This window comes from Pseudomonas asuensis (assembly GCF_014646755.1).
Lineage (GTDB): Bacteria > Pseudomonadota > Gammaproteobacteria > Pseudomonadales > Pseudomonadaceae > Chryseomonas > Chryseomonas asuensis.
This window is the reverse complement of record NZ_BMNW01000008.1, coordinates 167,907-181,548: the sequence shown is the minus strand read 5'-3', so window position 1 is coordinate 181,548 and position 13,642 is coordinate 167,907. Positions and strand designations below refer to the sequence as shown.

At 55.3% G+C, this 13,642-nt stretch carries 13 protein-coding genes; 9 read left to right on the top strand and 4 right to left on the bottom strand.

From position 1 onward, the window contains the following. Window positions 1–13: 13 nt before the first annotated feature. Both IEX86_RS17545 and IEX86_RS17540 read right to left on the bottom strand, forming a co-directional pair. Window positions 14–1,327: an NAD(P)/FAD-dependent oxidoreductase gene (locus IEX86_RS17545; protein ID WP_188867433.1), complete on the bottom strand. Its 1,314-nt coding sequence runs from the start codon at window positions 1,325–1,327 to the stop codon at window positions 14–16. A 93-nt stretch (window positions 1,328–1,420) separates the two neighbouring features. After that, window positions 1,421–1,909 (bottom strand): Lrp/AsnC ligand binding domain-containing protein, encoded by a 489-nt coding sequence (locus IEX86_RS17540; protein WP_188867432.1) that lies wholly within the window; start codon window positions 1,907–1,909, stop codon window positions 1,421–1,423. A 157-nt stretch (window positions 1,910–2,066) separates the two neighbouring features. Between IEX86_RS17540 and dadA the strand changes: the two genes are divergently transcribed. From dadA to IEX86_RS17515, 5 genes are all read left to right on the top strand, one after another. Beyond that, window positions 2,067–3,365 (top strand): D-amino acid dehydrogenase, encoded by a 1,299-nt coding sequence (gene dadA / locus IEX86_RS17535; protein ID WP_188867431.1) that lies wholly within the window; start codon window positions 2,067–2,069, stop codon window positions 3,363–3,365. Beyond that, entirely contained in the window at window positions 3,340–3,693 is a 354-nt protein-coding gene (locus IEX86_RS17530; protein ID WP_188867430.1) for a RidA family protein, read from the top strand. Before dadA ends, IEX86_RS17530 begins: the two co-directional genes overlap by 26 nt. An 83-nt stretch (window positions 3,694–3,776) precedes the next feature. Beyond that, the gene (alr, locus tag IEX86_RS17525; RefSeq protein ID WP_188867429.1) at window positions 3,777–4,853 is read left to right on the top strand and encodes an alanine racemase; all 1,077 of its coding nucleotides are present in this window, start codon (window positions 3,777–3,779) and stop codon (window positions 4,851–4,853) included. 152 nt (window positions 4,854–5,005) lie between these two features. Continuing rightward, the gene (locus tag IEX86_RS17520; RefSeq protein WP_188867428.1) at window positions 5,006–5,560 is read left to right on the top strand and encodes a cupin domain-containing protein; all 555 of its coding nucleotides are present in this window, start codon (window positions 5,006–5,008) and stop codon (window positions 5,558–5,560) included. A gap of 20 nt (window positions 5,561–5,580) precedes the next feature. Then, entirely contained in the window at window positions 5,581–6,009 is a 429-nt protein-coding gene (locus IEX86_RS17515; protein WP_229685401.1) for a c-type cytochrome, read from the top strand. A gap of 49 nt (window positions 6,010–6,058) precedes the next feature. Here IEX86_RS17515 and metK read toward each other — a convergent pair whose 3' ends face one another. Together metK and IEX86_RS17505 are read right to left on the bottom strand one after the other, a co-directional pair. Continuing rightward, entirely contained in the window at window positions 6,059–7,249 is a 1,191-nt protein-coding gene (metK, locus tag IEX86_RS17510; RefSeq protein ID WP_188867427.1) for a methionine adenosyltransferase, read from the bottom strand. Window positions 7,250–7,350: 101 nt separating this feature from the next. Then, window positions 7,351–8,334 carry an ArsR/SmtB family transcription factor gene (locus tag IEX86_RS17505; RefSeq protein WP_188867426.1) on the bottom strand — a complete coding sequence of 328 codons (984 nt, stop codon included), beginning with the start codon at window positions 8,332–8,334 and terminating at the stop codon, window positions 7,351–7,353. A 353-nt stretch (window positions 8,335–8,687) separates the two neighbouring features. Here IEX86_RS17505 and tkt point away from each other — a divergent pair, with 353 nt between their 5' ends. The 4 genes from tkt to IEX86_RS17485 all read left to right on the top strand — a co-directional run bounded on the left by tkt (window position 8,688) and on the right by IEX86_RS17485 (window position 13,571). Next, window positions 8,688–10,685 (top strand): transketolase, encoded by a 1,998-nt coding sequence (gene tkt, locus IEX86_RS17500; protein ID WP_188867425.1) that lies wholly within the window; start codon window positions 8,688–8,690, stop codon window positions 10,683–10,685. A gap of 449 nt (window positions 10,686–11,134) precedes the next feature. Further along, window positions 11,135–12,178: an erythrose-4-phosphate dehydrogenase gene (gene epd / locus IEX86_RS17495; protein WP_188867424.1), complete on the top strand. Its 1,044-nt coding sequence runs from the start codon at window positions 11,135–11,137 to the stop codon at window positions 12,176–12,178. Window positions 12,179–12,204: 26 nt separating this feature from the next. Next, window positions 12,205–13,368, top strand: coding sequence for a phosphoglycerate kinase (locus tag IEX86_RS17490; protein ID WP_188867423.1), 1,164 nt, complete (start codon window positions 12,205–12,207; stop codon window positions 13,366–13,368). 5 nt (window positions 13,369–13,373) lie between these two features. Further along, a complete protein-coding gene (locus IEX86_RS17485) occupies window positions 13,374–13,571 on the top strand; it encodes a hypothetical protein (protein ID WP_308423907.1) in 198 nt (65 codons plus the stop codon). The last annotated feature ends 71 nt before the right edge of the window (window positions 13,572–13,642 follow it).

Here is a 13,642-nt window from a genome sequence, read left to right as displayed (position 1 = left end):
CGGCGCGGCTTTTTTATTGAAAGGCGTCTTTCAAACGATACCAGAGCATGCCCAAGGCAAGCAGGGGAGAGCGGAGGCGCTGTCCTCCTGGGAAGGTAGCGTGAGGAACCTTGTTGAACAGGTCGAATCCGCTTGACTGGGCTGCAATAGCTTCAGCGAGCAGATGGCCTGCCAGGTGTGTGGCGTTCAGCCCGTGGCCCGCATACGCCTGAGCATAAAAGACATTGGGACGATCCTTGAGACGGCCGATTTGAGGCAGACGATTAGCACCGATTCCGATCATGCCGCCCCACTCGAATTCGATAGCGACCCGGTCGAGTTGAGGAAAGACCTTCAGCATCTTAGGACGCATATAGCCTGCAATATCCTTTGGATCACGGCCTGAGTAATGACAGGCGCCTCCAAACAAGAGCCGACGGTCATGTGAGAGACGGAAGTAGTCGACTGTAATCTGCTGATCACAGGCCGCACGGTTATTAGGCAGCAGCTCTTCGGCCAATGCCTCGGGCAACGGCTCTGTTGCAATGATGTAACTACCAGCTGGAAGTACTTGGCCTGAAAGCGTTGGCTCCAGGCCCTTGAGATAGGCGTTGCAGCACAATACCAACGTTTCTGCCCGGACTGCGCCTTGTGCTGTATGGACACGCACTTCCGGGCCATAGTCGATCTGAGTCACTGCAGATTGCTCATGCAGCCTGACCCCTAGCGACTGGGCAGCGGCTGCCTCGCCCAAGGCGAGATTCAAGGGGTGCAAGTGGCCGGAGCCGGAGTCTAAGAGAGCACCCAAATAGCGCTCCGAGCCAACCACGGTATGAATCCTGTCATGGGAGACAAGCTGGGCCGCATGTGGATAGCCCAAGCTATGCAATTCTTCCAGCTCAGCCTGGAAATGTTCCATATGGCGTGGCTTCAGGGCTAAATCACAGTAACCCCAGGTAAGGTCGCATGCGATGCCGTAGCGCTCGATGCGCTGCCGCACCAGGTCTACCGCTTCGAAGCCCATTTGCTTGAAGGCGCGTACACCTTCATCGCCGACGAGTGGACGAAATTGCTCAACATCATGGCCAACGCCCCGGATCAGTTGTCCGCCGTTACGCCCACTGGCACCCCAGCCAATCCGGTGGGCCTCCAGCAGCACGACCGAGTAACCACGCTCCGCCAGCTCAATGGCCGTATTAAGCCCGGAAAACCCACCGCCCACTACGCAGACATCGGCTCGTATCTCACCTGTCAGCGGAGCGAACTCCAGCGTTTGGTTCGCCGTGGCTGCATAGTACGAAGGAGCGTGCTTGTGCGGTTCAGTTAGGGAATTACTCGTTGAATCCATGAAAAGCGATCCTGACGAAGCGTTAAGGCCGGACAATAAACGGTTGGGCGCGCCTACGCCAAGCCAGGAAAAACAGTAGCGCATTCAGAGGGCTCAGTCGGGTACCGGAAGGGTTAGGGATTCCTTGACTTCTTCCATCACGATATAACTTTTGGATTCCCGCACATGTGGCAGTTTGAGCAGAATGTCACCCAGGAGCTTGCGGTAAGAGGCCATTTCCGAAATACGTGCCTTGACCAGATAATCAAACGCGCCGGAAACCAGATGGCATTCCAGCACATGAGGCAACTTCAGGACCGAGCGGCGAAACTCTTCGAAGATGTCCCCTGATTTGTAATCTAGACTGATTTCTACGAAGACCAGTAGGCCAGCTTTAAGGTGCTGCGGATTCAGACGGGCTGAATAGCCAAGAATCACACCTTCTCGTTCCAGTCGCCGTACTCGTTCCGTACAGGGCGTGGTAGACAGGCCGACCTGCTCGCCCAGTTCGGTGAACGAGATGCGACCGTCTTCCTGCAGGATTCGCAGGATGTTGCGATCGATCTTATCGAGCTCGCGTCTCGCTTGGTGCTGGGTTCGCATGCCTGAGCGTCTCCAAAAAAAGTGTCTTAGCCGAAGAATTACACTAAATATAGCCTTTCATTCAGTGAATACCACTGCTTAAGGCTTTTTATACTTTTCATATCTGCCTCATATTTTATGAAACGTAGGCGATTCTTCGCGGCGAGGAGACACAGTTATGCGTGTACTGGTGCTTGGCAGTGGTGTAATCGGTACCGTCAGTGCCTATTACCTGGCGCGGGCCGGCTTTGAAGTAGTGGTGGTAGACCGTCAGGAAGGTCCTGCGCTGGAAACCAGTTTTGCCAATGCAGGCCAAGTGTCTCCTGGTTATGCATCGCCCTGGGCGGCTCCTGGTGTGCCCCTTAAAGCTATCAAGTGGCTGGCAAGCCAGCATGCGCCCTTGGCAATCAAGCCGACCGGTGATATCCAACAATATCTCTGGATGGCCCAGATGCTGCGCAACTGTACGGCTGAGCGTTATGCAATCAACAAAGAGCGCATGGTGCGGTTGTCCGAGTACAGTCGCGATTGTCTGGATGAGCTGCGTGCTGAGACTGGTATTGCTTACGAAGGTCGCCAGCTGGGGACAACGCAGGTATTCCGAACGCAGCAGCAGGTTGATGCCGCTGCCAAGGATATCGCTGTGCTAGAACGTTCCGGCGTGCCTTATGAGCTGCTGGATCGCGACGGCATTGCTCGTGCCGAGCCCGCTTTGGCTCACGTCAAAGACAAGTTGGCCGGTGCGCTACGTTTGCCAAATGACCAGACAGGGGATTGCTTCCTCTTTACTAATCGGCTGGCTGAGCTGGCGCGGCAGTTGGGCGTGGAGTTTCGTTTCGGTCAGAAGATCGAGCGCCTGGAAGCTGTAGGTGATCGCCTGAACGGTGTCTGGATTGATGGCCGGCTAGTAACGGCCGATCATTATGTTCTGGCGCTGGGCAGTTATTCACCGCAGTTGTTGGCACCCATTGGTATCAAGGCACCCGTGTACCCACTCAAGGGCTATTCACTCACAGTGCCAATCACCAACGCCGATATGGCACCTACGTCGACGATTCTCGATGAGACCTACAAGGTAGCCCTGACCCGTTTCGATAACCGTATCCGGGTCGGCGGTATGGCAGAAGTATCCGGTTATGACCTGTCGCTCAACCCGCGCAGACGTGAAACTTTGGAGATGATCGTAAAGGATCTCTACCCGCAGGGCGGTGATTTGCAAGCAGCAATCTTCTGGACCGGATTACGGCCTACTACGCCGGATGGCACACCTATCGTGGGTGCAACCCGTTATCGCAACCTGTTTCTAAATACCGGTCACGGTACACTGGGCTGGACCATGGCCTGCGGCTCCGGTCGCTTCCTGGCCGATATCATTGGCAAGAAGCGTCCGCAGATCAGCACTGAAGGCCTTGATATTTCCCGCTATAGCGACTCCAAGGAGAACCGTAAGAATGGCCATCCAGCGCCTGCACACTAATCGCCGCATGAGTGAAATCGTTATTCATAACGGTACGGTTTATCTGGCCGGTCAGGTCGGTGAAGACCTGAATACCGGTGTAGAGCAGCAGACTCGTGAGACCTTGGCCAACATTGAGCGCTTGCTCAAGGAGGCCGGGACTGACGTCCACCATATCCTTTCTGTAACGGTTTATCTGAAGGATATCGATGCTCACTTTGCCGGTATGAACAGTGTCTGGGATCAGTGGCTGCCTGAAGGCGTCGCGCCAGCACGGGCTACAGTAGAAGCCAAGCTTTGCGAGCCGGAAATTCTGGTCGAAATGAGTGTGATTGCTGCGTTACCGTAAATAAAGAATAAAGGAGCCCGGCCTATGCCGGGCTTTTTGTACGACCTGTCCATCACTATCCGCCTGTTTTCTGAGAGATAACCATGCGTCCCGCCCGTGCCCTGATCGACCTTAACGCCTTGCGCCAAAACTATCGGCTTGCTCGAGAGCTTAGTGGCAGGGCAAAGGCACTGGCTGTTGTTAAGGCAGACGCTTACGGGCATGGGGCTGTCCAGTGTGCGCAGGTATTGGCAAACGAAGCAGATGGCTTCGCTGTCGCCTGTATCGAGGAAGCCCTGGAGCTTCGTGAGGCAGGCATCAAGGCCCCGATTCTCTTACTGGAGGGTTTTTTCGAAGCCAGTGAGCTGGAACTGATTGCCCGTCATGACCTCTGGTGCGTCATTCATTCACCCTGGCAGATTGAGGCGCTTAAACGCACTGCTTTGCCAGCCCCCATTCGGGTCTGGCTGAAGTTGGATTCCGGCATGCATCGGGTAGGATTTTTTCCTGAAGATTATGCGGCGGCCTATGGACGGATCAAAGGGACCGGCAAGGTCGATGAAATTGTGAAAATGACTCACTTTGCCCGTGCCGATGAGCTGGATTGCTCAGCCACGATCGGTCAGCTCAAGGTTTTCCAGCGTGCCACGGCTGGCTTGGAAGGTGCTACCAGTCTGCGCAACTCGCCTGCGGTGCTCGGTTGGCCGGAGGTATCTGGGGATTGGGTGCGCCCTGGCATCATGCTCTACGGGGCTACGCCTTTTGAGTCCGAGCATCCTCTGGCAGAGCGGTTACAGCCAGTCATGACCCTGGAGTCGCGCATCATCAGTGTGCGTGAGCTACCACCGGGTGAGCCGGTAGGGTACGGTGCACGCTTCACAACCCGACAGCCCTCCCGCATTGGCGTGGTTGCCATGGGATACGCAGATGGCTACCCGCGGCATGCGCCTGATGGCGCGCCCGTCATGATTGATGGCCATGCTTCGCGCCTTGTTGGCCGTGTATCGATGGACATGCTAACCGTTGACCTCACAGATCTCCCGCAGGCGGGGGTAGGCAGTGTGGTGGAGCTTTGGGGCAAAGAGGTCTCAGCCAGTCAGCTAGCTAGCCTATGCGGATCAATTCCCTATCAGCTGTTCTGTAACCTGAAGCGGGTTCCACGTCAGTATCGAGATGAATGACTTCTAAAAGGCCTCGCTCGTCGGGTTGCGCAGGATTTTCTATCGTTCTGTTGTAAATACTGAACGCTGTTGCCATGATACGGCGCACCCGGCGCTCTGCCGCGCCTGCCGTTCACCTCTGCCTGTCTGTCATGAGAAGGAGGACATCACCCTTGGACGTCGGTGCTCGTCTACAAACCATCCGTAAACTCAAAGGTCTCTCGCAGCGCGAACTCGCCAAGCGGGCCGGTGTAACAAACAGCACCATCTCGATGATCGAGAAGAACAGTGTCAGTCCTTCAATCAGCTCGCTGAAAAAAGTCCTGAGCGGCATCCCCATGTCCTTAGTGGAATTCTTTTCCCTGGACCTGGCAGATGAATCTGCAACCCAGGTGGTGTACAAGGCCAGTGAGTTGATCGATATTTCCAGCGGTGCCAATACGGTCAGTATGCGACTGATCGGCAAGGCCCATCCCAGCCGCGCCATAGCCTTTCTGGATGAAACCTACCCGCCCGGTTCCGATACCGGTATGGAGATGCTGGCCCACGAAGGAGAGGAGGCTGGGCTGTTGATAGAGGGACGTCTTGAGCTGACGGTCAGTGGCGAAACGTATCTACTTGAGTCGGGTGATAGCTATTACTTTGAAAGCAGCCGCCCGCACCGTTTCCGTAATCCTTTCGATGAGCCGGCGCGCCTGATCAGTGCTACAACGCCAGCCAATTTTTAACAGTGTTCAAGAGACAAGGTGTGAACGTCCGAGGCAGCTTGGTATATGCCTTTATATTGTCGATCTGGGCATTCCCTGCACAGGCCGAACAGGTAGACAGAGACGCCCTGGAGAGGCGGCTGGCACCGGTGGGCAAGGTTTGTATTCAAGGACAGGACTGCTTTGCAAAGCCCGGTAAGGTAAGCCGTGAACAAAAGTCTGCCGGAAAAGATCCCGCTCAGGTCATAGATCGCAGTTGCAAAAGTTGCCACATCAGTGAGCTCCTGGGAGCGCCCAAAATAGGAGATAAAGCCCATTGGGAGGCCCTTGCGCGCCAGCAAGGTGGAGTGGATGGACTGCTGCGCAACGCCATTAAAGGTATCAACGCCATGCCGCCCAGGGGCGCCTGCTCTGACTGTACGGACGATGATTTACGCCGTGCAATCCAGATAATGTCCGGCCTTGAGTAAGGCAAAAGAAAACCCCGCACTAGGCGGGGTTTTCTTGTCGGTCGCAGCCTTACAGGCCAGCCGCCGCGCGCAGCGCTTCGGCCTTGTCCGTCTTCTCCCACGTGAACGCGGTGAAAGTATCTTCGCCTACAATCATCTCGTAAGGTGTGCGGCCAAAGTGACCGTAAGCAGCCGTTGCCCGGTACATTGGGTGTAGCAGGTCCAGCATCTTCGTGATTGCATAAGGACGCAGGTCGAAATGCTCGCGAACCAGCTGAACGATCTTCTCGTCACTTACCTTGCCGGTGCCAAAGGTATTGATCGAAATGGAGGTCGGCTGAGCTACGCCAATGGCATAGGAGACCTGAATCTCGCAGCGGTCGGCCAGGCCGGAAGCTACAATGTTCTTGGCAACATAACGGCCCGCATACGCGGCGGAGCGGTCAACTTTGGACGGGTCCTTGCCAGAGAACGCACCGCCACCGTGACGGGCCATACCACCGTAGGTATCGACAATAATCTTGCGGCCAGTCAGGCCACAGTCACCTACCGGGCCGCCAATGATGAACTGGCCAGTCGGGTTGATGTGGAACTTAGTGTCCTTGTGCAGCAGTTCAGCCGGAATGACATGCTTGATGATCAGTTCCATCACGGCTTCCTGCAGGTCAGTATGTTTGACCTCAGGGTTGTGCTGTGTGGACAGAACAATCGCATCAATACCGACGACCTTGTTGCCATCGTAACGGCAGGTTACCTGGGACTTGGCATCCGGGCGCAGCCAGGGCAGCAGGCCCGACTTGCGTGCTTCAGCCTGGCGCTCGACGAGTGCGTGGGAGAAGCGGATCGGGGCTGGCATCAGCACGTCAGTTTCGTTACAGGCATAACCAAACATCAGGCCCTGGTCACCCGCACCCTGATCTTCAGGCTTGCTGCGGTCAACGCCTTGGGCGATATCCACAGACTGCTTGCCGATGATGTTGACGATACCGCAGGTAGCGCCGTCAAAACCGACGTCAGAGCTGTTGTAGCCGATATCGACGATGACATCGCGAACCAGCTGCTCGAGGTCTACCCAGGCGGATGTGGTTACTTCACCGGCAACAATGGCTACACCGGTCTTGACCAGGGTTTCACAGGCCACACGGGCGTGCTTGTCTTCTGCGATGATGGCGTCTAGCACCGCATCGGAGATCTGGTCGGCGATTTTATCCGGATGTCCTTCAGACACGGACTCGGAGGTAAACAAGGAGTATTCGCTCATCTAACGGTTCCTATATACCGGTGGGTGAGGCGGCCCGAAGGCCATGTCTAAAACAGTCACTCTTGAGGGCTGGCAGACAGGCCACCAGCCTTATACATCGTTTACGAACCAGGGCGGGCAAAGTGCCTGATCTGGATCTGGAAACCATTGCGTAAACCTATATAGAGGCTTTCGCCTGGCACAAGTCCTGCGGCAACAGCCCAGCGGGCCAGTTCCTCCTGATCAAACCCGAGCCAGAGATCACCGCAGGCCGTCCGGGCCCAACTCTGGTCGTGGCTGCACAGCTCCGTAATCAACAGGCTGCCACCTGGGCGAACCCAGTCTGCCAAGTGCTTCATTGACTCGGCAGGTGCTGCGAAATGGTGCAGCACCATATTCAATACTACGCAATCGGCTGTCAGCGAGGCATCAGCCAGAGCATCAGCCTGCTGCAAGGTTACATTGTGCAACTGCTCACGCTCACACAACTGGCGTGCCAGCTCCAACATGGCCGGACTGTTGTCAATTGCCGTGACCAACGCGAAACGTCGAGCCAGTTCTGGCAGAAATCCCCCGTCACCTGGGCCTATCTCGATGGCTGTCGCATCAGGCGCAAACACCATCGTGTCCAGCAACGCTACAAGACTCTCCTGATACTGGGGCAGCCCGGCAATCAAGTCTTGCTGGGCCTTGAACTTATCCGCTATCCGGGCAAAAAAATCCCGGCTGGCTTCAGCACGTACAGCATGTACCGCCTCAATGCGTGCCTGTGCTTCAGCTGGCAGTTGCAACCCATCGACCTCTACTAGCAGGGCTGCATGCAGCGCGCCGCCCAGGGCGTCTGTCCGGGGCAGGGCACGCCGATAAAAAATCGCATTACCTTCGCGGCGCGTCGCCACCAGGCGAGCTTGTGACAGCACTTTCAGGTGATGGCTCATTCCAGATTGACCCGTATCAAAAATATGGGCCAATTCCAGTACACCGAACGAGTCGTTCGCCAAGGCACGTAACACATTCAGGCGCAGCGGATCACCGCCTGCCTTGCACAACGCGGCCAGCTCGTCGCAGTCATCATGGCGAAATGTAGGCACGCGCAAATGGTTCATGGGGGCGCAGTCTAGTGTCCGCCGAGGAGCGCTGCAAGTGAAGCATCAAAAAGTTTTGATATTGGAAGGGTGCTGGTTATGTAAGCATGACCTGCAGTTTTGTCAGAAGGGATGACATATCATGCCTTGCGTGTCTGACGCGTCTTTCGAGCGGCAAAAACAGTGTCATATCTCTGTTGTGCAGCGTCGCCTTCTAGGCCTTGTGGCGGAATCCATCAGGCAATCGTAGCCTTAACCGTCAATTAAGATGCTTGAAGCCAAGCTGGATATGACCATTCGCATTGCTCCGGCGTGCCCGGCTAGGCACAATAAAACTTCCTTTAAACGTTTGACCCCCTTTCAGGAGATCAGCGATGCCCAGTCGTCGTGACCGTGCCAACGCCATCCGCGCGCTCAGCATGGATGCCGTACAAAAAGCTAACAGCGGCCACCCTGGCGCCCCTATGGGGATGGCCGATATCGCCGAAGTGCTCTGGCGCGATTACCTCAAGCACAACCCGGTAAATCCCAAGTGGGCCGACCGTGACCGCTTCGTGCTGTCCAATGGTCACGGCTCCATGCTGATTTACTCCCTGCTGCACCTGACCGGTTACGACCTATCCATCGATGATCTGAAAAACTTCCGTCAACTGCACAGCCGCACGCCAGGCCATCCCGAGTACGGCTATACCGCCGGTGTCGAGACTACAACCGGTCCGCTGGGGCAGGGTATCGCTAACGCTGTCGGCTTCGCTCTGGCAGAAAAAATCATGGCAGCGCAGTTCAACCGCGAAGGCCATAACATTGTTGATCACTACACCTATGTCTTCATGGGTGACGGCTGCATGATGGAAGGGATCTCTCACGAGGTCTGCTCGCTAGCGGGTACGCTGCGTCTATCCAAGCTGATCGCGTTCTATGATGACAATGGCATCTCTATCGACGGCGAGGTACATGGCTGGTTTACCGATGACACGCCTAAGCGTTTCGAGGCCTATGGCTGGCAGGTAATCCGTAACGTTGATGGACATGACCCGGAAGAAATCAAAACGGCACTGGAAACTGCCCGCAAGAGCGACCAGCCGACCCTGATCTGCTGCAAGACCGTTATTGGTTTTGGTTCACCCAATAAGCAGGGCAAGGAAGAGTCTCATGGCTCAGCGCTGGGGGAGGCTGAGGTAGCCGCTACTCGTGAAGCACTGGGTTGGAAGCACGCTGCTTTTGAAATTCCGCAAGATATCTATGCCGAATGGGATGCCAAGGAAGCTGGTTCCAAGGCAGAAGAGAAGTGGAACACGCGTTTCGCCGCTTACGCTGAAGCCCACCCCGAACTGGCTGCTGAGTTTACCCGTCGTATGGCTGGCGAGCTGCCAGCTGATTTCGATGAAAAAGCCTCGGCGTTCATCCGTGAAGTGGCTGCCAAGGGCGAAACCATTGCCAGCCGCAAGGCGAGCCAGAACTGCCTGCATTTCTTCGGTCCGCTGTTACCTGAGTTGTTGGGTGGTTCGGCCGACTTGGCCGGCTCTAACCTGACCATGTGGAAGGGCTGCAAGCCAGTTGTCGAGGAGGACGCCTCCGGTAACTATATGTACTACGGCGTACGTGAGTTCGGCATGAGCGCGATCATGAACGGTGTGGCACTGCATGGCGGTCTGATCCCCTATGGCGGCACCTTCCTGATGTTCATGGAATATGCCCGTAATGCCGTGCGTATGTCGGCTCTGATGAAACAGCGCATCATCTATGTGTTCACGCATGACTCTATTGGTCTGGGTGAAGATGGTCCGACTCACCAGCCGGTTGAGCAGATTGCCTCCCTGCGTTATACGCCTAACCTGGACACTTGGCGTCCGGCTGATGCAGTCGAGGCGGCGGTATCCTGGAAGACCGCTCTGGAGCGCAAGGACGGCCCATCGGCGCTGATTTTCTCCCGCCAGAACCTACCGCACCATCTGCGTGATAATGAGACTGAAGCGGCAATCGCCCATGGTGGTTACGTACTGAAGAGCTGTGAGGGTGAGCCCGAGCTGATTTTCATTGCAACGGGCTCTGAAGTGTCATTGGCTGTTCAAGCGTACGACAAGCTCACCGCAGAAGGTCGCAAGGTCCGAGTGGTTTCCATGCCATGCACCAGCGCATTTGAGCGTCAGAGCCCCGAGTACCGGCAGTCCGTATTGCCGGTTGAAGTAGGCGCCCGTATCGCCATCGAAGCCGGTATTGCAGATTACTGGTACAAGTACGTGGGCCTGGACGGCCGTGTGATCGGCATGACGACCTATGGCGAGTCGGCACCGGCACCGGCACTACTGGAGCACTTCGGGTTTACACTGGACAACGTTCTGGCCGTTGCAGGCGAGCTACTTGAGGACTAATCCTCATTGAGGCATTTAAAAACGCTACGGTGAAAGCCGTGGCGTTTTTTGTTGTCGCCTATCAGAGATAAGTACCTCTATTGTTAATAATACCAGCCCATAGAAGAGGGTAAGGGTAAGGGTAAGGGTAAGGGTAAGGGAAAGCGAGAGCCCTGTTTTATTTTAATAATTAGGTGGTGCAGGCTTTTCCAGGATCAATAAAAGACACGTTCCTCTGATATTTTGTAGCTGGTTAATCTATTTACTACGAAAAAGCGTGCTTCATTTTGCAAATGAAGCGGCATAGGTAGGAAATACGCCTATAGCTACGCTAGTCTTTTTCGAAATCAGCTCGTCAATATTGCCTGAAAGCCTACACTTAGGGCTTGTGTAGTGTGTCATTGCTCAGGCTACACTTGTAACATCAGAAGCCATTGTTTATTCAATCCTGGATATCGAAACCCCTTTTCATGGCTGATTCTCCTTACCGTGTTGCGCTTAATGGCTATGGCCGTGTCGGTCGTTGTCTGGTTCGTGCGCTACATGAGCGCGACGCTTCGGTTAATTTCGAGCTCGTGGCGTTGAACGACCTGGCTGACTTGCCAAGCCTGGAGTACCTGACACGTTTCGACTCGACTCATGGGCGCTTCCCCGGCGAAGTTGCCATAGAAGGGGATCGCTTACGCATCAATGGCTGCAGCATGCAGGTGCAGCGTTGCGCCAACCCTGACGACATTGACTGGAAGCATCTGGGTGTCGATCTGGTTCTCGAGTGTTCTGGCGCCTTCAGTACCCGCGCAGACGGTGAACGGTTTCTTGCAGCCGGCGCGCCACGCGTCTTGTTTTCCCAGCCCATGGCCAGCGAAAGCGATGTAGACGCTACGATCGTGTACGGTGTTAATCAGGGCAGCTTGCACGGTACTGAGAGGCTTGTCTCGAATGCTTCCTGTACCACCAATTGCAGTGTGCCGCTGTTGAAACTTTTGAACGAAGTCGTAGGTCTTGAATACGTCTCGATAACCACGATTCATTCAGCCATGAATGACCAGCCCGTGATCGACGCCTATCATGCCGATGATTTGCGCCGTACCCGCTCGGCCTTTCAGTCGATCATTCCGGTTTCTACGGGTCTGGATCGCGGAATTGAGCGTCTGTTGCCGGAGCTGGTAGGGCGTGTCCAGGCCAAGGCCATTCGTGTGCCGACCGTTAATGTTTCAGCCCTGGATATCACTTGTCATGTTTCCCGTGATACCACTGTTTCTGAAGTCAACGGTCTGCTCCGCGAAGCTGCCCTGAGGGGCCCTTTGCAGCATCTAGTGAACTATACCGAGCTGCCACACGCGTCCTGCGACTTCAATCATGATCCTCATTCTGCCATTGTCGATGGTAGTCAGACCCGTGTATCGGGGCCAAGGCTGGTTAATCTGCTGGCGTGGTTCGACAATGAATGGGGTTTTGCCAACCGCATGATCGACGTAGCAAGTCACTTCTTGCGCGTCGCCAAGCCGATCTGAACAAGCACAACTAAGGGATTGCATACATGTCCGTGTTGAAAATGAGCGACCTCGATCTGAACGGTAAACGTGTCCTGATCCGTGAGGACCTTAACGTTCCGGTAAAGGATGGGCAGATCAAGAGCGATGCTCGTCTGGTTGCGGCGCTACCAACGCTAAAGCTTGCCCTGGAAAAAGGCGCAGCTGTTATTGTCTGTTCCCACCTGGGAAGGCCGACCGAAGGTGAGGCGAGCGCCGAAAATAGCTTGAAGCCAGTGGCTGAATATTTATCCAAAGCCCTGAATCGTGATGTTCCGCTGGTTACCGACTACCTGAGCGGCGTAGACGTAGAGCCCGGTAATCTCGTCTTGTTGGAGAACGTACGCTTCAACAAAGGTGAGAAAAAGAACGCCGATGAGCTGGCTCAGCAGTATGCAGCCCTATGCGATGTCTTCGTCATGGATGCCTTTGGCACTGCTCATCGTGCAGAGGGATCGACCCATGGCGTTGCCAAATTCGCCAAGGTGGCTGCTGCTGGCCCGCTGCTGGCCGCTGAGCTGGATGCCTTGGGTAAGGCCCTTAAAGCGCCTGCGCGCCCCATGGCAGCCATCGTGGCAGGCTCAAAGGTATCGACCAAGCTGGATGTACTGAACTCGCTTTCCAATGTCTGTGATCAGTTGATTGTGGGTGGTGGCATTGCTAACACATTCCTTGCCGCTGCCGGGCATAAAGTAGGCAAGTCCCTATATGAAGCTGACTTGGTCGATACTGCCAGGTCCATTGCCGCCAAGGTGAGCGTACCGCTGCCTGTCGACGTGGTCGTAGCCAAAGAGTTCGCCGAGTCTGCCGAGGCAACAGTTAAGTCCATTAGCGACATCGCTGACGACGACATGATTCTGGATATCGGCCCGGAAACCGCCAAACAGTTTGCTCAGCTGCTCAAGTCAGTTAAGACCATCCTGTGGAATGGCCCGGTTGGCGTCTTTGAATTTGATCAGTTCGGCAACGGTACCAAGGTGCTGGCTCAGGCGATTGCCGACAGTGAAGCCTTCTCGATTGCCGGCGGTGGTGACACGCTGGCGGCTATTGATAAGTACGGCATAAGCGAGAAGATTTCCTATATTTCTACAGGTGGTGGTGCTTTCCTGGAGTTTGTGGAAGGAAAAGTGCTCCCGGCGGTCGAAGTCCTGGAACAACGCGCTAAAGGATAACCGCCATGATACGTCTCGCTGCTTTTTCCGTACTAAGTTGCCTTGTGCTTGCAGGCTGTGCCGGAGCGACCTCCGACAAGGCTTGCCAAGCCTTCACGCCGCCACCGGTTTCTGTTGCGACACCAACCGGCCAGAACGATGAGCGCATAGCCACGGCGACCGGAGCGCATGATCAGACGACAAGCGCCGATGGTTGCCGTTAAACGGGACGTATTCTGCAGATTCTGTGATTAGTCAAAATTGACGAGTTAAACGATACAGCAGGAGCGATGCT

What these genes read in the sequence shown, in the direction of transcription:
- IEX86_RS17505 (WP_188867426.1), bottom strand. Translation starts at nt 8,334, where the DNA reads ATGAACCATTTGCGCGTGCCTACATTTCGCCATGATGACTGCGACGAG.
- IEX86_RS17545 (WP_188867433.1), bottom strand. Translation starts at nt 1,327, where the DNA reads ATGGATTCAACGAGTAATTCCCTAACTGAACCGCACAAGCACGCTCCT.
- IEX86_RS17485 (WP_308423907.1), top strand. Translation starts at nt 13,374, where the DNA reads ATGATACGTCTCGCTGCTTTTTCCGTACTAAGTTGCCTTGTGCTTGCA.
- tkt (WP_188867425.1), top strand. Translation starts at nt 8,688, where the DNA reads ATGCCCAGTCGTCGTGACCGTGCCAACGCCATCCGCGCGCTCAGCATG.
- dadA (WP_188867431.1), top strand. Translation starts at nt 2,067, where the DNA reads ATGCGTGTACTGGTGCTTGGCAGTGGTGTAATCGGTACCGTCAGTGCC.
- IEX86_RS17530 (WP_188867430.1), top strand. Translation starts at nt 3,340, where the DNA reads ATGGCCATCCAGCGCCTGCACACTAATCGCCGCATGAGTGAAATCGTT.
- epd (WP_188867424.1), top strand. Translation starts at nt 11,135, where the DNA reads ATGGCTGATTCTCCTTACCGTGTTGCGCTTAATGGCTATGGCCGTGTC.
- alr (WP_188867429.1), top strand. Translation starts at nt 3,777, where the DNA reads ATGCGTCCCGCCCGTGCCCTGATCGACCTTAACGCCTTGCGCCAAAAC.
- metK (WP_188867427.1), bottom strand. Translation starts at nt 7,249, where the DNA reads ATGAGCGAATACTCCTTGTTTACCTCCGAGTCCGTGTCTGAAGGACAT.
- IEX86_RS17540 (WP_188867432.1), bottom strand. Translation starts at nt 1,909, where the DNA reads ATGCGAACCCAGCACCAAGCGAGACGCGAGCTCGATAAGATCGATCGC.
- IEX86_RS17490 (WP_188867423.1), top strand. Translation starts at nt 12,205, where the DNA reads ATGTCCGTGTTGAAAATGAGCGACCTCGATCTGAACGGTAAACGTGTC.